This is a genomic window from Candidatus Omnitrophota bacterium (genome assembly GCA_030695905.1).
Taxonomy (GTDB): domain Bacteria; phylum Omnitrophota; class Gorgyraeia; order 2-01-FULL-45-10; family 2-01-FULL-45-10; genus CAZHPY01.
On record JAUYOL010000004.1, the window covers coordinates 83,334 to 105,498 of the forward strand.

At 43.8% G+C, this 22,165-nt stretch carries 10 protein-coding genes, 2 tRNA genes and 2 rRNA genes; all 14 read left to right on the forward strand.

Translation table 11 applies throughout. The annotated features are described in order from the left end of the window. Positions 1–47 precede the first annotated feature (47 nt). The gene (locus Q8R38_01280; protein MDP3790663.1) at positions 48–10,160 is read left to right on the forward strand and encodes a LamG-like jellyroll fold domain-containing protein; all 10,113 of its coding nucleotides are present in this window, start codon (positions 48–50) and stop codon (positions 10,158–10,160) included. After that, positions 10,150–10,767, forward strand: a complete 618-nt coding sequence (locus Q8R38_01285; GenBank protein MDP3790664.1) for a tetratricopeptide repeat protein — start codon at positions 10,150–10,152, stop codon at positions 10,765–10,767. Before Q8R38_01280 ends, Q8R38_01285 begins: the two co-directional genes overlap by 11 nt. 143 nt (positions 10,768–10,910) lie before the next feature. After that, complete coding sequence (locus Q8R38_01290) at positions 10,911–11,630, forward strand: toll/interleukin-1 receptor domain-containing protein (protein MDP3790665.1); 720 nt, start codon at positions 10,911–10,913, stop codon at positions 11,628–11,630. A gap of 109 nt (positions 11,631–11,739) precedes the next feature. Next, complete coding sequence (locus tag Q8R38_01295; protein MDP3790666.1) at positions 11,740–12,111, forward strand: phage integrase N-terminal SAM-like domain-containing protein; 372 nt, start codon at positions 11,740–11,742, stop codon at positions 12,109–12,111. 279 nt (positions 12,112–12,390) lie between these two features. Beyond that, positions 12,391–12,981 (forward strand): transposase, encoded by a 591-nt coding sequence (locus Q8R38_01300; GenBank protein MDP3790667.1) that lies wholly within the window; start codon positions 12,391–12,393, stop codon positions 12,979–12,981. Positions 12,982–13,148: 167 nt separating this feature from the next. Continuing rightward, positions 13,149–13,406, forward strand: coding sequence for an excisionase family DNA-binding protein (locus tag Q8R38_01305; GenBank protein MDP3790668.1), 258 nt, complete (start codon positions 13,149–13,151; stop codon positions 13,404–13,406). Then, positions 13,406–13,822 (forward strand): type II toxin-antitoxin system death-on-curing family toxin, encoded by a 417-nt coding sequence (locus tag Q8R38_01310; protein ID MDP3790669.1) that lies wholly within the window; start codon positions 13,406–13,408, stop codon positions 13,820–13,822. The genes Q8R38_01305 and Q8R38_01310 overlap by 1 nt, the downstream gene beginning before the upstream one ends. 122 nt (positions 13,823–13,944) lie before the next feature. Then, positions 13,945–15,333, forward strand: coding sequence for a hypothetical protein (locus Q8R38_01315; protein MDP3790670.1), 1,389 nt, complete (start codon positions 13,945–13,947; stop codon positions 15,331–15,333). A gap of 195 nt (positions 15,334–15,528) precedes the next feature. Further along, positions 15,529–15,729: a cold shock domain-containing protein gene (locus Q8R38_01320; protein MDP3790671.1), complete on the forward strand. Its 201-nt coding sequence runs from the start codon at positions 15,529–15,531 to the stop codon at positions 15,727–15,729. An 85-nt stretch (positions 15,730–15,814) separates the two neighbouring features. Then, positions 15,815–17,077 (forward strand): tyrosine--tRNA ligase, encoded by a 1,263-nt coding sequence (gene tyrS / locus Q8R38_01325; GenBank protein MDP3790672.1) that lies wholly within the window; start codon positions 15,815–15,817, stop codon positions 17,075–17,077. Positions 17,078–17,433: 356 nt separating this feature from the next. Continuing rightward, a 16S ribosomal RNA gene (locus Q8R38_01330) occupies positions 17,434–18,981 on the forward strand. 207 nt (positions 18,982–19,188) lie between these two features. Then, positions 19,189–19,265, forward strand: a tRNA-Ile gene (locus Q8R38_01335). A gap of 8 nt (positions 19,266–19,273) precedes the next feature. After that, positions 19,274–19,349: transfer RNA gene (locus tag Q8R38_01340), tRNA-Ala, on the forward strand. Between the two features lie 216 nt (positions 19,350–19,565). After that, a 23S ribosomal RNA gene (locus tag Q8R38_01345) occupies positions 19,566–22,165 on the forward strand; the annotation flags it as partial.

Sequence of the window (22,165 nt, forward strand, 5' to 3'; positions counted from 1 at the left end):
TAAATCAATGGTATACTCTTCCTAATAGTTATTGAGGAGGGTATACCATGGTTTTACCAAATAAATCAAAAATCGCGTTTAAGATAATCTCGGCAACTCTTGCCGGGATTTTTTTATTTGAACAGATAGCCTGGGCAGGCGATCTTATCAATACGGCCCTCGAACAGCAATATCAGGAACAATCCCAGACATTCGCGCCCGAGTATCTGCAGAACCAGCAATCCATTGCCGAAAGCCTTGTTTCGCAGCAGCAGGCAAGCGAAGACTACATGGCCACGCAAACTCTTCTCCAGGACACATCCTCAACAACTACGCAAGAAGAAGAGCCCATCATCGACCTGCAGGGCCCGCAAGGCGGCGGCGAACCCGCGCCCTCTGTCAGCACCACAAGCACTACTACTGATACACAGACTCCGGTGCAGGATAATTCGGCCGTAATCAGCGTAACGACAGTTGATGGCGACAAGGTTAGTTATAAAGACAGTGTAATAGATTGCATAGAGAGGCCGGACGGCACTACACTGCGCAATATTGTGCTTGATGGCTCAAATAATCTAACATCAGCCGATATATATCATCCGGATGGCACAATTCAAATTGTAAATAATGGCACAACCTTAAAAATAATAAAGCCGGATGGCGTTACCTATAATTATAATTCCGAAGAGCTTATAGAATCGGCCGTTTATACCGATGGCAGGGTCGTTAATTACTCCTATTTAAAGGATGGACTGGGAGATGTAGTCGAGACTACACTGACAGATCCTGAAAAAACCTCCCGCTATGACCCCAATAACAGGCTAAAAAAAGTCGAATTCAATACAGGTAAAACAATCGGATACGATGGCGGCATCCTATCCTGGGTAACAGATGTTGATGGGAAGACCTATGTTTATAAAAAGGAGACTACGAATATAGATGGCAATATTACGTATGCGGTCAGCCTGGAGAATATTATAGGCCAGGACGGCAGTATCTATTATTACGTGCCATTCATAACAGGCGACTTTAACCTCGATGGAGCCATCGACGATACCGATGTCGATATATTAAGCGCAGGCTATGGAGGCTCGGATAAGACATATTCCGAAGGTGACGCGAACTATGATGGAAGAGTAGACGATACAGATGTAGATATATTTAGCGCAAATTACGGTCAGGGTCAGTTCCGCGCGAATGGAGGCAATATCTTCTATGCAAGCGACTTTGATCTCGATGGCGCTGTCGGCGATTCCGATGTAGATATACTACTTGTGAATTATGGAAGCTCGGATAAGACATATTCGGAAGGCGACGCGAACCGCGATGGAATAGTAGATGATACAGATATAGATTTATTTATGGCAAGCTATGGAAATATCCAAACTAATCCGGGTCCTGTATTAGACGATATCTATGCGGATACAATAATATACAATCAGGACGCAAGCGTAAAAGAAATCTTAAAAGCGACCGGCGAAACCATCTCTTTCAAAGAAGGGTTGGTCGATAATGTTTTGGCCGGCTCTATCTTAACACAATATAGCTATTCCTTAACAGAGTCAAATAATATCGAAGGAATATCTCTTATTCGTGACGGTGTAAAGCGTATCTATGATAAATACGGAAATCTTTCAAGGATAACAGGCGGCGGGGTAGCCCTTAACACGCAGAATGGCGAAGTTACAAAGATAGAAAAAGAAGACGGCACAGTAATAGAGGACGCGGTCTTCGATACAGATAATAATATCGTAAGCGCGAAAATAACCAAACCAGATGGCGTCCAGGCGGTTTATAGCGATGGCGTTTTGACAGAAGCTCATCAGCCTGATGGCGGCATATTCTATTACGACGTATCGGGTAACATAGCAAAACTCGTAAATGCTAAAGGCATTACCTATATATATTCAACTATTACAGAAGGCGACCAGATATATACGGTCGCGAACGCCGAAGCGCTTGATTCTATAACCGATCCCGAAGAAATCGTTTTTCAAAAATATAACTCTGATAAACGGCTTATCGAAGCCCGCCGCAAGAATGGCACGGTCATAAATTATAACTATTCAGGCGGCAAGGTCATCGCCAGCGATGGAAAGGTTGTAACAACATATGATGAGAATAATAATATCGAAAAAACCGAAGTGCTGCCTGCTGCCGATGACCCTCTTTCCACAATATCAGAATATGAATATGGCCGCATCCGACGCGTATATAAAGGTAATGATTTAATATATAGATATTCATATGAATTTGATGACGTGGGCGCGGAGGTCACCAGAATAGAGGATATCGCCACGAAAGATATCAAGCGCTATAAGGATGAGTTTTTAGTGTCAGTAACCGACGCGAAAGATATTGTAACGGCATATGAATATGACGCCGATAAAAAAATCTCGAAATCCACCGCGACTTACCTTGGCAAAATGATAAATCAATACACCTATACATATGACGGTGACAATACCATTATCGAGGACATAGATGGTGTGCGCAGGGCCTACGACAAGGATGACAGACTTACGCGTCTCGAGGAAGATTGGAGGACGTACGACTACACTTATACGGCGGACGACGCAGGCACGGAAATATCAGCTCAAGCGCTTGTCGCAGTAAGGGATGATACGGGGGTCATTACCAATTATAGGAATGGCAGCATTGAGTCGGTAGTAAGGCCGGACGGTACAGTGTTAACAAATATTGTAGTTACGAATGGTGTGGCCACAAGCTATGTCGCGCAAAAAGACGGGATAGCATATTACATCGAAAATGATCGTGTGGTTAGAGAGATTAAGGCCGATGGCACAGATATCGAATATTATGCCAATAATGGCTGGGCAAAATCGATAACTTCTCCAGATGGCGAGGTTACCCTATATGCATATGATTTTGGAACCGAAGACAATGTCGAATATATCCATGCCACAAAAGACGAAATAGCATATAAATTTGACAGCGCCGGCCTCATAAATCAGGTCGAGTATGCTGACGGGCAGATATTGAATTATATTTACAGCGAAACGGAGCCTCAAACTTTAGAGAAATATGAGCTCGTAAAGAACGCCGCACATTATTTTTATGACACGCAAGACCGTCTTATCAGGGTAGTCGATTCTTCCGGCAGGGAATACGACTATGAATATACGGAGGAAGAGGCCTCCGTAACATCTATATATACGAGTAGATACTCATCCATTGAAGATATCATAAGTTTCAGCAAAGAAAATCTGCGATTTATCGATAACGGCGTCGATGAATATTTGGAGATAGAAAAGTACAAAGACCTCGATACGCCTCTTTTGCTGCACCTTAACGATACAAACGGCGCCGCCTCTACTATAGACGACTCTTACGCCGATTACGAGGTCGTCTTTAACGGCGACGCAAGGCTCGATGCAACAAGCGCCCGGTTCGGTTCCTCGTCACTATATCTTGACGGCTCAGGCGACTATCTGTCGGTATCTGACTCTCCGGACTGGGACTTCGGGACAGGGGACTTTACGCTGGAAACTTTTGTGAACTTCAATTCTCTCGGCACAGCATATTTCTTTGACAGAAATAACACCAATGGTTATACCCTTTATTGGCATAACAATAATATTTACTATGCCTCGAACGGCTCTGATAAGGTCAGTCAATATTGGGTGCCGCAGGTTAACAGATGGTATCACGTCGCGTTGGTCAGATCCTCAGGCCTTGTCAAGATATTTGTTGATGGAACTCAGCTTGGCAGCGATGTCGCGGACAACACCGATCTGACCTATGCCAACCCCTTGATTATCGGAGCCAGCGCTAACGGCGGCAATTCTTTTAATGGTTGGATGGATGAGGTAAAAATAGTCAAAGGCAAGGCGCTCTGGACATCGAGCTTCACACCGCCCGCATCGGAACACATTGACGCACTCTATAAAACAACCGGCTCCATAACCTCCACACCGATCGAGATCAACGCTACGCAGCTTGGTTCAATCTCCTGGAATGAATATCTACCGGAAACAACTGATATCACAACTCAGACCAGGACAGGCGATACACCAGATCCCGATGACGGCACATGGAGCGAGTGGTCGGAGGAGCTTACTGATTCAGCCTCTGCCGCGATTATGTCGCCGGCCGCTAAATTTATCCAGTATAAGGTGAATTTTAAATCACTGGATTCCATGGCTACACCGAGGCTGATCCCTGACGCTAACGGCAATTTTGTGCAGATAGATTATGTAGAAAATTTAACGATTCTTAGCGCCGCAACAAACGGCTCAGGGAGTGATATGGAATTAATAAAGCTCGATAATGTCGATACCCTGCGGCTTGCCGGATATCCGGATCCGGATACGCCTCTTTTGCTGCACCTTAACGATACAAACGGCGCCGCCTCTAATATAGACGACTCTTACGCCGATCACGAGGTCGTCTTTAACGGCGATGCGCATATAGATTCTTCAGATAGCGATTTCTTCAATTCAGCCACATTGAACCTCGATGGCAATGATGATTACATGACAATCCCTGACAGCCCAGACTGGGACTTTGGAACCGGAGACTTTACGGTAGAGATGTGGTTCAAGCAAGATACTATTAAATCCGCGGAGTTTATAACAATAGGCGGTTTTTATTCACAAGGCAAAGGAATTCTTGTATCATCATCGGATTCCGGGAGAGCGATAGATGTATATTTGAATGGTGGATACCCCCTTGAAACATATTGGAATATCACCGCTAATACCTGGTATCATTTGGCTGTTACAAGAGCAAGCGGAACGCTTAGAATATTCTTAAATGGTACGCAGATTGCTTCAGGGTCTGACCCAAGAAGCATAGATGGCGGAACGCTTGGAACAAGGATAGGATATGGGCAATATAATTATTTCAACGGCTTCGTAAAGGAAGTCAGAATCTCAAATTCCGCCCGCTACACTTCAAGCTTCACCCCTCAAACCTCGCAATTTGCCTCTGATTCAAACACTAATCTTCTTCTTCATCTTGACCAATCAAACGGTATGGACTCCAGCCCCGTTCCTCATGCCGGTATTACCTTAAACGGCAACGCTGTTATTAGCAAGCCATACGCTTTCGGTACCGGCAGCATAAGATTCGACGGCAGCGGCGATTATCTGGCTATGCCAGACTCTCCCGATTGGGATTTCGGCACAGGGGACTTTACGCTGGAAACTTTTGTGAAGTTCAAGTCGCTTTCTACAGCATACTTCTTCGACAGAAATAACACCAACGGCTACACCTTATATTGGCATAACAATAATATTTATTATGCGGCCAACGGCCTTAATAAGGCCTCGCAATATTGGGCTCCTGAGACTAATAAATGGTATCACGTAGCTTTGGTCAGATCTTCGGGCCGCATCAAGATCTTTGTTGATGGAACTCAATTAGGCAGTGATGTCGCGGATACCACTGATCTGACCTATATAAACTCCCTGACTATCGGGGCCAGCGCCAACGGCAGTAATTCCTTCAACGGCTGGATGGATGAAATACGCGTATCAAAAGGTGTGGCAAGGTGGGGCGGCCCTTTTACGGCGCCAACCGAAGAGTATAATGACCTTTACAAGACATCCGGTCTTGTTATATCGAGCCCCATACCCATTGTGGCGACCGAGATCTCCGGTATCATAGCGAATATTAACGAGCCTCCCGGCACCGCTGTTGCGTTCAGGACCAGAACAGGCGCCACCGCCAACTTGGACGATGGCACATGGAGCGGCTGGGTAGATTCGACCAGAACAGCTTCCGGTTGGTCGGTTAATTCTCCGGTAAATAAATATCTGCAATATCAGCTTGCGATGAATACGACCGATCCCGGAAGGACTCCGTCCATATATTCAGACGGCGATGCGCTTATAAAATTAGGTTATATTTATATAAAGGGTTTTGATGCCACAGCGCCGCCGGAAGATTTAGTATTCAGGGGCTTATTGACTATCGCTCCGCTAGTCATTCCACAGTCGCTTCAATTATCAAATCTTAATCCCGAATTTATTTACTTTAATCCGCTTGCCGCGGAGATTGCGTCCCGCATCCTTCCCGATTCCACAATAATAGAGACAAAGTCTTTCAAGGAAGATTCGCGCGATGTCACAGTCGAAACCACAAAGGACGGTAAACTTACATATTATCTTGACGGCAAAGTGCAGGCTACGTATCAGAAATACGACGACAATCATCTGGAAATGTTGGTGGAGTATTCTTATGATGGCGAAGGAAGCCTTGTGTCTGTCAATCTTCCTTCAGCGCGCAACTCGATTGATACACAAATAACGCTTGCGCGCCAGCAGATAGCCGAAGAGCGCGCCAATTACCTAAGAACGCTTGCCGAGCAGAAAGGGCTTGCTTATACCCAGATCCGAGACCAGGTTCAGATTATTCGTGATCAGATAAATACGGAAAGGTCGCGGCTCCAGCCCATGCTCTATCAGGAAGTGCAGCGTCAGAGATGGGTCGGCTGGTGGATCTTCGGCTGGTATGAGACTTATGCGGAGACAATAGAAGTCTCCGAGGTCAGGGGCGCCCTGAATCAACTGAATGAACAGGAGAGGATTCTTAATGATGAAGAGGCTAATGCCTATGCCGAACTGAATAGTGAAGTTGCATCCACTGAAACGGACTTGATTCAGGATGAAGAAGCGGCCTTGGCAGAAATCGCGGCCCAGGAGGAAGAGTTCCACGTCCAGATTATCGCCGAAGAGTCGACGCCTGTGATATTGGAGTACTATCGGACAATTTTAGGCCGCGATCCGGATGATGCGGAGACTCAAAGCTGGCTGAATACAGTCGGTTACGATTCAAAAATAAATGTTGCTACTCTAAAGAATGCTCTGTTCAATTCACAGGAAAGGACAGACCAGGAAGTCTTTGTCGCGGCCCTTAAAGACAGGATTGAAACAGAATTATCCAATTATATCAATAGTGACGAGGCGGGCAAAGAATCGCTTCTTTCGACGCTTGGCCTTTCCATGGCTAAGGGTGTCCCCTTAAGCCAGAAAGACGTAGATGCAATTCTTTCCCTCCTTGATAAGCAGAATATCCACTTTGGCAGAAGCGCCTTCGTCGCTTTAGGAACGGTTCTCTCTAATAATGGTATTACCTATGATCTCGAAGATTTAGCCCTTAAGACCATATTGGTTGACATATTCACTGGTTCCCTCAATAAGTTTAGTGAAGGGACACTGTTAGAACTATCCATGTATGCCCTCTCAAAGACCGCTTCCTCATATGGAGTTGAATTAAATAATACAAGGTTAAACTATGATGAGCTGAAGCAAGTCTTTAATTCAAGCGGGCAGGTAGTTGTCCACCTCGTCAATAACCATTACGTCGTTGTCACAAATATCGCCGCAGACGGCAAGATTAGTTATGTGGAGCGTAATAGAGGGCAGGACGGCTATACGTGGACAGTTTCAAGGCAAGATTTTGAGAATTCATGGACAGGTTATGCCATTGTTCAGACAACGTCTACAAAAGGCACTATTCCCGATACTGTATTAGCGAAGAAGATTTCTGACGATACGGCTATGCGTGTAAAGGGTAGCTGTCTGCCGTTCTTATTCCCGCTACTTGGAATGATATTCGGTGCTATCACAGGTGTAGCTACGGCAGTAGTTGGTGCAATAGGCGCTATTGTTGCGGGTATTTCAGCTGTTATAGGGCCTATTATAGCAGGTATAGGGCAGCTCATTACAGGCATCGCCGGATTTATGACCCAGATAGGCGGTGCCTTATTTAGTGCCGTCCAATTCGTTGGAACAAGTCTCCTTCCTACTATCGGTGGTTGGATAGGCGGTATTGGTTCGTGGATAGGTGGCATAGGTGCAGCAATTGGTAATGGATTTGGATTAGGCGGGATAATATCAGCAACAGGATTCAACCTTACGGGCCTTGGCCTTGCGCTTGGTAAGACAGTTGTTAGCGTTGCTCTCTCAATGGGTATTTCAAAAGGCCTTGAATTGCTTGGCGTAAATTCAACAATATCCGGCCTCCTAAGCTCTTTCGTCACTGGCGGTGTTTCGGGCTTATTTAATAACGGATTCTCGGTGTTGTCGTTTATTACCGGTGGCATACAAGGGCTTGCCATACAAGGTGTGAACGAGCTCGCCCCGCGGTTAGGTATCGATCCGATGCTAACGAACGTCATAGGCATGACTGCCGGTGCCTTCATAGGAGCGGTAGGGAACAATATCTCGCCTGAAACTGGGCTGTTCAGCCTTGAAGGATTCAGCACGTCAATAGGCACGCAAATTATGCCCAGCGTAGCCGGTGAACTGGCTTATTATGGTATTACTAAAGCGGGTGAGTTGCTGGGTGTGGATCCCAGGATCTCCTACGTAAGTGGTTGTCTCATAAGGAGTTACATCAATCCTGGAATTGATCCTGAAACAGGAAATCCTAGAACGATGTGGCAAGGAATTACCGACGGGCTATTGCAAGGTGTGACCTCAGGGGGTCTTAACTATGCTACTACTGAGCTTGGTCTTGATCCGCTCTTGGCCAACATCGGCTTTTCAGCTATTTCTGGAGCCATCAATGCTGGAATTCAAGCTGCTACAGGCGGGAGTCAGGATATATTCAAGACTATATTTGAAACATACGAGAAAAATGCTTTAAATTTCTTGGGTTATACTGAACCAGGTACTACCTTGTCTCCTTGGCAACAAGCGGCGTATATATCCCAGATATTAGACTTCTCAAATATCGTAAAGGATAAAGGGATAGTAAATGCCCTTAATACCTATGGGGCAAGCTTCTTTAACGCTGTGGCTGTTAATCAAATAATTCAATCGGGTTTATCAATAGGAGATTACTTTAATAATAAGCTTGATAATAATCAGGGTGTTACGAGAACATTGAAAGATGGAACGCAGGTTACACAGGTTGCGATAAAAGATGCGCAAGGTAACATTGTCTCTAATGTCTTTTTTGTAAAGAATACTGATGGAAAATGGAATGTTGTTGGTAAGGAAGATTTAACGCCTAATGGCACATATCTTAGTTGGGGCACCCTTGGGGTAGATACTTACGGTAAGCTTGGTTACACCGATGCTCAACTATATTCAATCTTTAATAGCGATACACAGTTCCAGAGAATACAGGATGGGCAACAAACTTATGCTGAGATTAAGGATTTGCAGGGTAACACGCTGATCATAATCGAGCCAACAGCGGATGGACACTTTAATGCGTATAACTCGTACGGTGACTATGTGGATGCTAAAATTAGTAGTCCACTGAGTGGAAAATCCTACTCATTTAGTAATGATATGTTGAAACAATATCAAGAATTTGACATAACGGATAACACATCATTATTCGATGTTGACTTTAGCAAGCTCGCTGCAATAGGGCTAATGTTTAATAGCTTGTCTATTTCATCAGGTGATATAGCAAAATTTAGTTTTACAGATGCTCAGAAACAGCAAATAACATATGTTATTCTTAATGGTATAGGTAATCCGTTCCCTGCAGGAATGGCACCGTCTTATATGAGAGGCTTTGAAACCCAATTAGCGATAGCAGACCCAAGTGGTGCAACCGTTAAGAGTATTGCCATGTTTCCAAATAGCGGTTCCTTGCCAATAGATGCTAAGATGGATGATACAGTAAATTGGATTGCAAATGCGTATCTTGGCTCTCATTATTTAACAAATGATGTAATAACTGGCATGCAAGCTCAATTTAATGGTCAAATACCATCAAATATGACAGGCGTTGCTTATAGTGGTAGTGGAGACCCATTAATTCAAGCACTAAATGAAAATCCAAACTGGGATATAAAATCGATTGTCTTGGTGGATACCCCGATTGGATTTGAAAGAAAAATTACTAATCCAAATGTAAATAATGTTATAATGATTGCCGCAGATGGTGATCTTTTGTCTATTCACGGGCTTATAAGTCAAGGGTTTGAGACAAATCCTCGGCCATTAAATGTTTATAAAATAGTATTAAACGGGGTTAGTCATACGCAATTTTCTTACGACCCTAATAATACAAATCCAGATCCGGTATCCGTGCAGTCAGCAAGATTCACAGCGGAAATGGCGGTCAGAGGAAATGATACGGCGTCAATACGGAGTTTTCTTGCAAATCAGGTTGAAATTGGTAGTATTAAGTATGATTCTCAAACAAAATCGTATTTAGTTGACCTAAGTAAGGTGAAATATGGAAATTAAAAAACATAAAATATTAAAGATTATGGTAATGATTGTCAGTGTTATTGTTATTATAGCAGGCGGTATAACTGTTAAAACATATGTTAATGAAAAAAGAACTCAACAGACTTATATAGTTACAGGATTGCCAGAGAAACAAACGGGTGTTCTCAAAGAACTACAAATAGTTGCAACTGAGCATGCGTATATTACCCAAGGATATGAATATCTTAAGACTGGAGATTTTAATAAAGCCAGAGAGCAATTCGAGATTGTATTAAAGCGAAATCAACCTACTGGAGCATTACCAGAAGCTAGGCGGGGGATTGTTGATGTTTATGAGAAGATACATGATTATGTGACTGCTGCTAAATCATTTGAAAAAATAATAGCTACTTTTAAAATACCTAAAGGTGACATGTGGCGACTACCTGACGATGAACGATTATCGTATTTGCTGTATGCAGCTAATGGAGATTACGATCTTGCCATAGAACATGCACAAAAAGCACTCGAAGCAGATAGCCAACTTCCAAACGCTCCTAAAGGCGGTAGCCCTGATTACATTCAGCGTCTTAATGATTTGAAAGCCGCAAAAGATTATATATTAAGTCTCAAGAAGCAGTAGTATACTCTTGAAAAGTAGTATTTACCTCTCCTTCATTTCCCTTGTTCCTTTTCCGTCGTAGAGTTATAATAAAATAAGTTTTAAGCTCATAAACGGACGCAGTTAAAAAATATATTTTGCAAACGATATAAAAGGCTTTGTATATGGCACTAAATCTGAAACAATTGTTGAAGGGAGTAAAGGAATACGTTGAAACTGAGGCTCATACGAAGGTAAAGAGCGTTTCTTACGTTGGACGTTTCCAACTTTTAGGCAAAGAGGATATTGTATTTTCCGTTGTAATAACCGACAAAAAGGAGCCTGAGTGGTGGGTTGTCGGAGGATCTACCCCAATGAATCTTTACTCAAAGATTCATTTTCATTCTGCTGATGAAGCTTTTTCCATGCATACTGGATTGATGCTTCGTATGGCGGCACATGATTTTAAACATTCTACTACCGTTCCTGAAGATATTGGATATGATGCGTTTATTTCTCATGCCTCTGAAGATAAGACAGGTCTAGTTCGGCCCCTAGCAAATGTCCTTAAAAGAATGGGTTATCGTATATGGTATGACGAATTTGAGCTTCAAGTTGGGGACAGTTTACGGCAATCAATCGACCGAGGACTTGTAAACTCACGATACGGAATAGTTGTTCTGTCGAATGCTTTTTTCGCAAAGAACTGGCCTCAATATGAGCTTAACGGATTAACTGCTAAAGAGATGAGGGGCCACAAAGTTATCCTACCTATTTGGCATAAGATCACTAAGGATGATATTCTAAAGTTTAGTCCTGCCCTTGCCGACAAAGTTGCCATTACTACTAGAGGCCATAGCATCAAAGAAGTTGCCACAAAGCTTGCCAAAGTTTTTGAAAATTAAATGCATTCCTGCGCAATATTCCACACCATTTCCTAAATAAATCTCAAACAAACTAAACCAAACATAGGTACTATCATGTATTTTTTACAAAAATCTACCGGAGGTGCATATGAAAATCCAAGAATTGCTTGAAGATTTTAAAGGGTATCTTGAGGCTAGGGGTTTTTCTCCACGAACTGTAAAAACTTATGTCCTTTATGTAGACATATTTGACAGATATCTGAAACAAAAAGACATAGAAAATATCGAAAATATTACAAGGAATGTCATCGACCAATACCAGATAGATATATCTACAAAAAACGAATATATGCAGATAGTCCTGTCGACAGCTACCAGGATAGGAAGGCTTATTGGTGTTATGTCATTTTTTCGATTTCTTACTAGGAAAGGTTTAATAGGCGCAGATCCGACATCCTCTATTGAGCTTCCAAGGTTACCTAAAAGGCCTTCGCCTCAATACCTTACTTATAGTGATTAAATAGGGGACAGACACCTATTTTTATTGACATATTAAATTCTTAGTAATAGTATTGCTCCATGCCACGTATAGCACGATTAGTAGTTCCGGATTACCCTCATCATATAACTCAGCGGGGCAATTATCGGCAGATCGTATTTAATAGGCAAATAGGGGACGTGTCACTTAGGGACACACAACTTTAGAAAATAAAAATATTTAAAAATAATCTGCAACAATTTAGCCTCTTTTTACGTCTTATATAGTAGGGACATATAAGGCAAAAAAGGAGGCATTTTTATGCCAAGAATAGGAAGAGTCATATATGATAATGCAGTCTATCATATTCTTAACAGGGGGCATGATAGGCGAAGACTGTTTCAGGAAGCCGAGGATTTCAAGAGTTTCAAAGACATGATAGCAAGGTATAAGCAAAAATTCCAGTTCGATCTTTACCATTATTGTTTTATGTCAAACCATTTCCATTTGTTATTAAAAATAGCAAAAGGCGAAGAGCTTTCTTTTCTTATGAAAGGCATATGCCAGACTTATGCCTTTCACTACAAGAGAAAACATCATTTTTCCGGCTATTTATTTCAGAATAGATATAAGAGCATACTTATTGAAAAGGATGAATATCTTATGGAATGCGGCAGATATATTGAACGTAATCCCGCAAGGGCAGGTATAGTCGATAATCCGGAAAAATACTATTGGTCAAGCTATAATTTCTACGCAAAAACCATACCAGATGATATAATAACGCCAGACCCTTTATATATTGCTCTTTCTGTTATAGATGCCGAACGAAGGGCAAAATATATTGAATATGTCTCTACTGATCGGCCATATGAACAGCTTCTCGATGAAAAGTTATCCGAGTTAAAATAAGTGGAGTGTCCCAAAGTGATAAGGTCTATTATAGTAAAGAGAGATTTTTATGTTTGTAAATAAGAGTTGCTTTTTTAAAGATCATATGTTAACCTTGTATATGTAGGTTAACAATTGTTAATTGAATAGCAAGCGGTTAACGATAAGATTTATTAGAAGGTGAGAATATGCAAGATAGGGGATATATCAGTATTCAAGAGATGGCCCGAATTTTAGGCATAAGCAGGATAGCTGTGTATAAAAAGGTTAAAAAAGGGCAAATAAAGGCTGTAAGGATAGGGAGAAGCTTCGCAATACCAAAAAAATACGTAGATCATATTCTGGGTAAGGCTCTAGATAAAAAGGATAAAAAAGAAATAGACAATGCTGTAAAGAAGACGGTCAAAGAGTATGGAGAGGTCTTAAGGCTCCTAGGCAGAGATTGATGAAGATTATAACGCTGAAAGAAGTTGAATACATGGCGTTCAGGTTAGCCAAAGAGTTGATGTCGTTTAAGGAGCCTATACCCGATTTTTCTACGAGATTTTCAAATAGACTGGAAAGCTGTTTAGCAGCGCCATTTCAGAGTTTTTCTGGGAAATCACCTTATAAGGATTTTATATCTAAGGCAAGTGTTCTATTCTATTTGATGATTAAAAATCACCCCTTCCAGAATGGAAACAAGAGAATTGCCATGACAACACTGTTCGTTTTTCTTCACATGAATGGTAAGTGGTTGACCGTAGACACCCAGGAGCTATATAATTTTACTATGTGGATAGCTCAGAGTCCGCCAAAGGCAAAAAATGAGACAGTTATGGCAACGGAAAAATTTCTGAAATCTAACCTGATCAGTTTATAAAATTTCTATTGTAAAACAATCAGGGAGAAATCATGCATGCACCCAAATACATTTATAGCTAATATAGCGATTCCGAGCTGGTACGCCATAATCGCCTTTATTGTCACAAAAAAAATTTCTTAATGAAAAAAATAATAATACTCCTTATCGTATCATTGAGTTTTTCAACGCATGTTTATGGGAACCCTTTCGGCGTACATGCCCCCGGAAAAAATGATGCGGCCCTGGTCAAAAAGTTAAAAGCTGATATAAGGCTCATAGCGGTCAGGGGCAAGCTAAATGCAGAAAATATACGCCTGGTTGACAATTACATTGTTCAGAGCGACTGTGATTTTGTGATAACCCTGGACTCATCAGAGACAGGGATGTCTGAGTCTGCCTTGATAAAAGGCAGGGATCTAAAGCAGTGGGAAAAGGCTGTGGGCAATCTCGTGGAGAGATATGACGGAGACGATGACTTCGGTTGCGGGCCAAGAGACAGGCTTTATCCGAGCAAAGACGTAAGAGACGCGATAAAGAGAAGGCCGATTAAATATTGGCAGATTGAAAATGAATGGTTCTGGCAGATCAAAGACTCCAAAGACATTAGAAAAGCCGCATCCAGTCAAGAGCTGGCAAGGCATTTTATTGCGATAAGGAGCGCTATAAAAAGAAAGGATCCTGGGGCAAAGATAATTCTTGGGGTATTGACAGGGGTGGGGATATTTGCCGGAATGGACGGCCATTTGGCGGATGGTTACTTTGAGATAGGGGATCCGGATTACAAATACAAGAAATACTATTTTAAAAATATTCCGGAGGGGATGCTGACGGTGATCGAAAGCATGCGAGATAAGGCGCTATTTTTAATAAAGAATCTTGCCCCTTACTATGATGTGATCGATTTTCATTCATATGAGAATAATTCTTCAAACTTAAAATATGAAGCCGCGTGGCTAAGGAAGGCAATGGAAGAAAACGATGTCCGCGGAAAAGAGATCTGGTCATTGGAAAACGCCGGGCCATTTTATTTTTTCCCGCTGTTGGGATTATCTAAACCCGAGGATCGCGATACGAATATTTATGACCCCGCTATACATGCCTCTTGCCTTATCAAAAGATATGTAATAGGTTTAGATGGCGGTATAAGTAAAATATTTTACAGTTCGCTTAGGCCCACATTGGGATGGAGTAATAATTATACCAGGCTTTCTTTAATAGATATGGATGGGAATAAAAAGCCCGCGTATTACACATACAAATTGATGGCTGAAAAATTATCCGGATTTACAAGAATAAATAAGGTAAAAGACGGTATTTATAAATTTTCATTTGAAGATAAAAAGCCTGTTTTTGTGCTTTGGTCCGAGACGGGAGACGGGGTAGTTGATTTGTCCGAATATACTGATTTACCGCATTTAAAGGTGACGCATATAGTTACGGAGGAAGAAAAGACGGATAGCGATGCAGTGGTAGAAATGGTCGGCGCGAATTCAGTAAAGATTTCACCCGCTCCCGTCTTTTGCGAGTAAAAGTCCGACTAATTAATAAAGTTAAAATAAAAGTTAAAATTTCCCTTGACAAAATATGATACGTAGTGTATACTCGCCTTCGAGTATTAGATAGGATTAGCAACTTGAACCGTGAGGCAGAGTCTAAACCTTACGGTTTTTTTGTGTGCGGCTTATTTAAATGCTTAATATAGTTGAAAGGAGGAACAGGAAGCAATGGTAAAAGGAAAAGTAAAATGGTTTAACAACCAGAAGGGTTATGGATTTATTACACTTGATTCGGGCACGGATGTATTCGTACATCACAGCGCGATTCAGGGTGATGGCTATAAGACTTTGGACGAGGGTATGGACGTCGAATGCGAGGTCACCAAGGGTCCAAAAGGGGAACAGGCATCAAAAGTAACAAAGTTGTAACCTAGATCGACCAAAAGGCCCGGTATTAATTTACCGGGCCTTTTTTATTGTTATGTGCAGTTTAATCTGGTAAAATGTCCTCATTATGGAAAAAAATATAGATAAACAATTAGAGCTGATAAGGCGTGGGACAGTAGAGATAATACAGCTTGAAGAGCTTAAGAAGAAGCTCGATAACGCCATCAAAACCAATAAACCGCTTGTTGTGAAGGCGGGTTTTGATCCCACCGCACCGGATATACACCTGGGCCACACGGTATTATTAAGGAAGCTGAGGCATTTTCAGGACCTAGGGCATAAGGTTATATTTTTAATCGGTGATGCTACCGCATTAGTTGGTGATCCATCAGGTCAGTCACAGACCAGAAAAGTTTTGCCTATAGAGGAAGTAGATAGAAATTCCAGAACGTATGTAAATCAAGCCAAAAGGATATTGCGTGAGGACCCAAGACTTCTTGAAATAAAACATAATAGAGATTGGTTTATTAAGCCATTCAGCGGAAACGGCGAACATCCTTTCGGGTTTGAGCAATTTATCGAACTGGCACAAAAATACACCGTAGCGAGGTTATTGGAAAGGGATGATTTCGAGAAACGATTAAAGGAAAATCGTCCAATAAGTTATTCGGAACTTTTTTATCCACTGATGCAAGGATACGATTCTGTAAAATTGAGATCGGATATAGAAGTCGGAGGAACGGATCAGAAGTTTAATATGCTGGTCGGCAGGGATCTTCAGGGGTCCTATGGGCAGAATCCGCAGGTAGTAATAACAATGCCGCTTCTCGAAGGTCTTGACGGCGTAAACAAGATGTCTAAATCGCTCGGCAATTACGTTGGTATTAATGAAACGGCCAAGGACACGTTCGGCAAACTTATGTCGGTTTCAGATGAACTTATGTGGAAATACTATGAACTTTTAACGGATGAGAATGTCGAAAAGGTTAAGGCTGAGGTTAACGCTGGGAAATTGCATCCTAAACAGGCCAAAGTGAATTTGGCAGCAATCATCACCGCACAATACCACGGTAAGACTGAAGCTGACAAACAGATTGAGGAATTCGACCGCGCATTCAAAGACAAGGGTTTCCCCCAAGATATAAATTTAACAGAAGTACAGATACAGGGTGATAAGGCAGTGATTACGGAGGTCCTTTCCGATTTATCCAAATTACTTTCCAGTAAGGGTGAGGCGAAACGTAAGATCCAGGAAGGGGCTGTTGAGGTGGATGGGGCCAGGATTTCCGACGTCAATTTAGGGCTTCCGGCAGGCAGGGAATATAAGATAAGGGTGGGTAAGAAATTCGCCAGGATTAGTTTAAAAAATTTTCCCCAAGGCTTAAGATAATGTGAGAAAATTCCGCGCCCAAGGCTAAGAAAAATATTTTAGCGAAAAGTTTAAAATAACGCTTGACAAAAATCCTGAAAATGATATACTTGACTTCCGCGACAGAACTGATTGCATACCGCTAAGGTGTGGATAACAGTGTCGCAAGAAGGAGAAGTTTTTGATCACTTCACCTTAAAATTTTGGAATACATAAAGTAGCAGAGGATGAAATATTAAGACGTCTCTGACGTCTTTTTTGTTGTATAAAGTCCGTCCCCTGGACGGATTTTTTTTCACTTGTTCTTTAAAAAGACGAGTTTTAAGTTAGCGATCAATTTTTGGAACGAGCCAAGACAGATAACTCTAATAGATATTCAATTGGAGAGTTTGATCCTGGCTCAGAGTGAACGCTGGCGGCGTGGTTTAGGCATGCAAGTCGAACGATACCGCAAGGTATAGTGGCAAAAGGGTGCGTAACACGTGAGCAATCTACCTTTGAGTGGGGAATAACCTTGGGAAACCGAGGCTAAAACCGCATATGACCACAGCTAGGCATCTAGCAGTGGTAAAAGACGGGGACCGTAAGGCCCGTCGCTTGGAGATGAGCTCGCGTCCTATCAGCTTGTTGGCGGGGTAATGGCCCACCAAGGCTTTTGACGGGTAGCTGGTCTGAGAGGATGGTCAGCCACATTGGGACTGAGACACTGCCCAGACTCCTACGGGAGGCTGCAGTCGAGAATCTTTTGCAATGCTCGAAAGAGTGACAATGCGACGCCGCGTGTGCGATGAAGGTCTTCGGATTGTAAAGCACTGTCAGCCGGGAGGAAGGTCTTCTCTTTTAATAAAGGAGAAGGTTTGACAGTACCGGCAGAGGAAGCCACGGCTAACTCCGTGCCAGCAGCCGCGGTAATACGGAGGTGGCAAGCGTTACTCGGATTGATTGGGTGTAAAGGGCGTGTAGGTGGTGAATTAAGTCGAATGTGAAATCCCTTGGCTTAACCAAGGAACTGCATTCGAAACTAATTTGCTTGAGCGACAGAGAGGTAAGTGGAATTCCCGGTGTAACAGTGAAATGTGTAGATATCGGGAGGAACACCAGTGGCGAAGGCGACTTACTGGATGTCTGCTGACACTGAAACGCGAGAGCTAGGGGAGCAAACAGGATTAGATACCCTGGTAGTCCTAGCCGTAAACGATGTTCACTAGGTGTCGGGCCCTCTGGGTTCGGTGCCGCAGTAAACACATTAAGTGAACCACCTGGGGAGTACGGTCGCAAGACTGAAACTCAAAGGAATTGACGGGGACCCGCACAAGCGGTGGAGCATGTGGTTTAATACGACGCTACGCGTGGAACCTTACCTCGGCTTGACATGCATTTGAAATCTCTATGAAAGTAGAGACCTGTCCTAAAGACACTTTTGCACAGGTGTTGCATGGCTGTCGTCAGCTCGTGTCGTGAGATGTTGGGTTAAGTCCCGCAACGAGCGCAACCCTCGTCGTTAGTTGCCACCCGCAAGGGAGCACTCTAGCGATACTGCCCGTGTTTAACGGGAGGAAGGTGGGGATGACGTCAAGTCAGTACGGCCCTTATGCCGAGGGCTACACACGTGCTACAATCCCAGCTACAAAGAGACGCAATACCGTAAGGTGGAGCAAATCCCAAAAAAGCTGGGCCAGTTCAGATTGAGGGCTGCAATTCGCCCTCATGAAGCCGGAATCGCTAGTAATCGCGCATCAGCCACGGCGCGATGAATACGTTCCCGGGTCTTGTACACACCGCCCGTCAAGCCACCTGAGTTGATTGCACCCGAAAACGTTACTTCTAACCCGCAAGGGGGGAAGGCGTCTAAGGTGTGGTTGGCGAGGAGGGCTAAGTCGTAACAAGGTAGCCGTATCGGAAGGTGCGGCTGGATCACCTCCTTTCTAAGGAGACTTTAAACAAAAGAAGCACAAACCTCGAGTAAGTTTCACCTACTCGGGCGACTTAAATCGGTGAAAAAAAAAGAGTTTCGTCTTGGCTTGTTCCAAATTATATAACTGCGAGCAAAGCCCTCATAATTTTATTTATGAATCGGGCAAAAGTGCTTTTTCGAATCAGGCCTCCGGCCCTTCGGGCCGATAGGCCCAGAGGGGCCTATAGCTCAGTTGGCTAGAGCGCCGTGCTGATAACGCGGAGGTCTCTGGTTCGATTCCAGATGGGCCCACCAAGTTTTGTGGGGATATAGCTCAATTGGGAGAGCACCAGCTTTGCAAGCTGGGGGTTACCGGTTCGATCCCGGTTATCTCCACCAGCTAACTTATTTGAAATTTTGATATATAAGAATTTTTTTCCGCCGGATAGTACGCATAGGGCGAGGCGGAGAAAGCTCGTTCTTTGACAATCCATAGTAAATGTTATCCAAAGTAACAAATGCAAGTAACAAAACATAGGTAAATCGAGCATCAAAACATTGACGTTGTTTGTTGCCAAAAGCGAACAACTTTACATTTTAATGAAGAATTAAAATGGTCAAGCTACTAAGAGCTTATGACGGATGACTTGGTACGAGAAGGCGAAGAAGGACGTGGTAAGCAGCGATATGCTCCGGGGAGTCGCAAACAGACTTTGATCCGGAGATTTCCGAATGGGGAAACCCTTCACGGATAATACCGTGAAATCTTGCACTGAATTCATAGGTGCCTGAAGCGAAACCGGGAGAAGTGAAACATCTCAGTAACCCGAGGAAAAGAGAAAGACATTGATTTTCCTAGTAGCGGCGAGCGAACGGGAAACAGCCTAAACCCTGTGCCGTAAGGTGCAGGGGGTTGCGGGACCACAATGTGGGATTGTAGAGGAATAGTAGAATGAGCTGGAAAACTCAGCCAAAGAGGGTGAGAGCCCCGTAAACGACATTCCAAAGCACCCTAGTGGTATCCCAAGTAATGCGGGACACGTGAAACCCCGTATGAATCCGGCCTGACCACAGGCCAAGGCTAAATACTATCTCGTGACCGATAGTGAACAAGTACCATGAGGGAAAGTTGAAAAGAACCCCTTTAAGGGGAGTGAAATAGTACCTGAAATCATAAGCTTACAAGCGGTGGGAGCACTATGACGCATCTTCGGATGCGTAATGTGTGACCGCGTGCCTTTTGGTTAATGATCCGGCGAGTTGCTGGGCGCAGCAAGGTTAACCTTCCAACGAAAGTTGATAGGGTAGCCGTAGCGAAAGCGAGTCTTAATAGGGCGACCATAGTTGCGTCAAGCAGACCCGAATGCCAGGTGATCTACCCATGGCCAGTGCGAAAGCTGGGTAAAACCAGCTGGAGGTACGAACCCGTTAACGTTGAAAAGTTATGGGATGAGCTGAGGGTCGGAGTGAAAGACTAATCAAACTTGGTTATTGCTGGTTCTCCCCGAAATATCTTTAGGGATAGCCTCGTGTAATAGGCGGTGGAGGTAGAGTACTCGATGGGCTAAGAGCCTTACCGGGTTTCTGAACCCAACGAAACTCCGAATGCTACCGCCCGTATCACGGGAGTCAGAAAGCGAGGGATAAGCTTCGTTCTCAAAAGGAAAACAGTCCAGACCGACGGCTAAGGTTCCTAAATTCATGCTAAGTGGTACAAGGATGTGAGTCTTCTTAGACAACCAGGATGTTGGCTCAGAGGCAGCCATCATTTAAAGAGTGCGTAACAGCTCACTGGTCGAGTGGTCTCGCGCCGAAAATAATCGGAGCTAAGCATGGTACCGAAGCCACGGATTTGCTATCGTCTTCGGACGATACAAGTGGTAGGGGAGCGTTCTATAGTACAGCGAAGGCAGACTGTAAAGACTGCTGGAGGAATTAGAAGTGATTATGCCGGAATAAGTAGCGCAAATGTCCGCGAGAAACGGACACGCCGTAAACCTAAGGTTTCCTGGGGAAGGTTAATCCACCCAGGGTTAGTCGATCCTAAGCCGAGGCCGAAAGGCGTAGGTGATGGACAATCTGTTTAATATTCAGATACCACTCATTTCGCGTTATCAATCTTGGAGTGACGCAGGAGGTAGAACCATCGACCGGTTGGATGTGGTCGTCTAAGCCCGTAAGTCTTAACAGACTGAGAGGCGAATGGGAGCCCAATCTACGGAAAAGGCGAACTGGCTTGGGCCACACTGTCGAGAAAAGCCTCCGGGGCGAGTTTAATGAGTGATCGTACCGCAAACCGACACAGGTAGGCGGGGAGAATATCCTCAGGCGCTCGAATTAACACTCGTTAAGGAACTAGGCAAAATAGCCCCGTAACTTCGGAAGAAGGGGTGCTTCATTAGCGTCAAGTAAATACTTATGTAGCGCGAAGAAGCGACACTAAAGTGGGCTCTGTGACTGTTTAGCAAAAACACATGACTCTGCTAACTCGGAAGAGGATGTATAGGGTCTGACACCTGCCCGGTGCCGGAAGGTTAAAAGGAGGGGTCATCCCGTCGCAAGACGGGTGAAGCTCTGACTTGAAGCCCCGGTAAACGGCGGCCGTAACTATAACGGTCCTAAGGTAGCGAAATTCCTTGTCGGGTAAGTTCCGACCTGCACGAATGGTGTAGCAACAGAGCCGCTGTCTCAACGAGTGATTCGGCGAAATTGTAGTATCGGTGAAGATGCCGGTTACCTGCATCAAGACGGAAAGACCCCGGAACCTTTACTGTACCCTGGTACTGGATTTTGATCCGGTATGTGTAGCATAGGTGGGACGCTTTGAAGTTTCGGCGCTAGCCGGGATGGAGCGGAAATGTGAAATACCACCCTTACTGTATTAGGATTCTAACCCTAAGGCCCTATAGCGGGTCGGGGGACAATGCCAGGCGGGCAGTTTGACTGGGGCGGTTGCCTCCTAAATTGTAACGGAGGCGTACAAAGGTTCCCTCAGTGCGGTCGGCAATCGCACGCTGAGCGCAAAAGCATATGGGAGCTTAACTGTGAGACATACAAGTCGAGCAGATACGAAAGTAGGTTTTAGTGATCCGGTGGTGGCGTGTGGAAGCGCCATCGCTCAACGGATAAAAGGTACTCCGGGGATAACAGGCTGATCTCCTCCAAGAGTTCACATCGACGAGGAGGTTTGGCACCTCGATGTCGGCTCATCACAT

Coding starts and splice junctions, on each gene's coding strand:
- Q8R38_01280 (MDP3790663.1), top strand. CDS start 48: ATGGTTTTACCAAATAAATCAAAAATCGCGTTTAAGATAATCTCGGCA.
- Q8R38_01310 (MDP3790669.1), top strand. CDS start 13,406: ATGAAGATTATAACGCTGAAAGAAGTTGAATACATGGCGTTCAGGTTA.
- Q8R38_01305 (MDP3790668.1), top strand. CDS start 13,149: ATGCAAGATAGGGGATATATCAGTATTCAAGAGATGGCCCGAATTTTA.
- Q8R38_01295 (MDP3790666.1), top strand. CDS start 11,740: ATGAAAATCCAAGAATTGCTTGAAGATTTTAAAGGGTATCTTGAGGCT.
- Q8R38_01300 (MDP3790667.1), top strand. CDS start 12,391: ATGCCAAGAATAGGAAGAGTCATATATGATAATGCAGTCTATCATATT.
- tyrS (MDP3790672.1), top strand. CDS start 15,815: ATGGAAAAAAATATAGATAAACAATTAGAGCTGATAAGGCGTGGGACA.
- Q8R38_01320 (MDP3790671.1), top strand. CDS start 15,529: ATGGTAAAAGGAAAAGTAAAATGGTTTAACAACCAGAAGGGTTATGGA.
- Q8R38_01285 (MDP3790664.1), top strand. CDS start 10,150: ATGGAAATTAAAAAACATAAAATATTAAAGATTATGGTAATGATTGTC.
- Q8R38_01290 (MDP3790665.1), top strand. CDS start 10,911: ATGGCACTAAATCTGAAACAATTGTTGAAGGGAGTAAAGGAATACGTT.
- Q8R38_01315 (MDP3790670.1), top strand. CDS start 13,945: ATGAAAAAAATAATAATACTCCTTATCGTATCATTGAGTTTTTCAACG.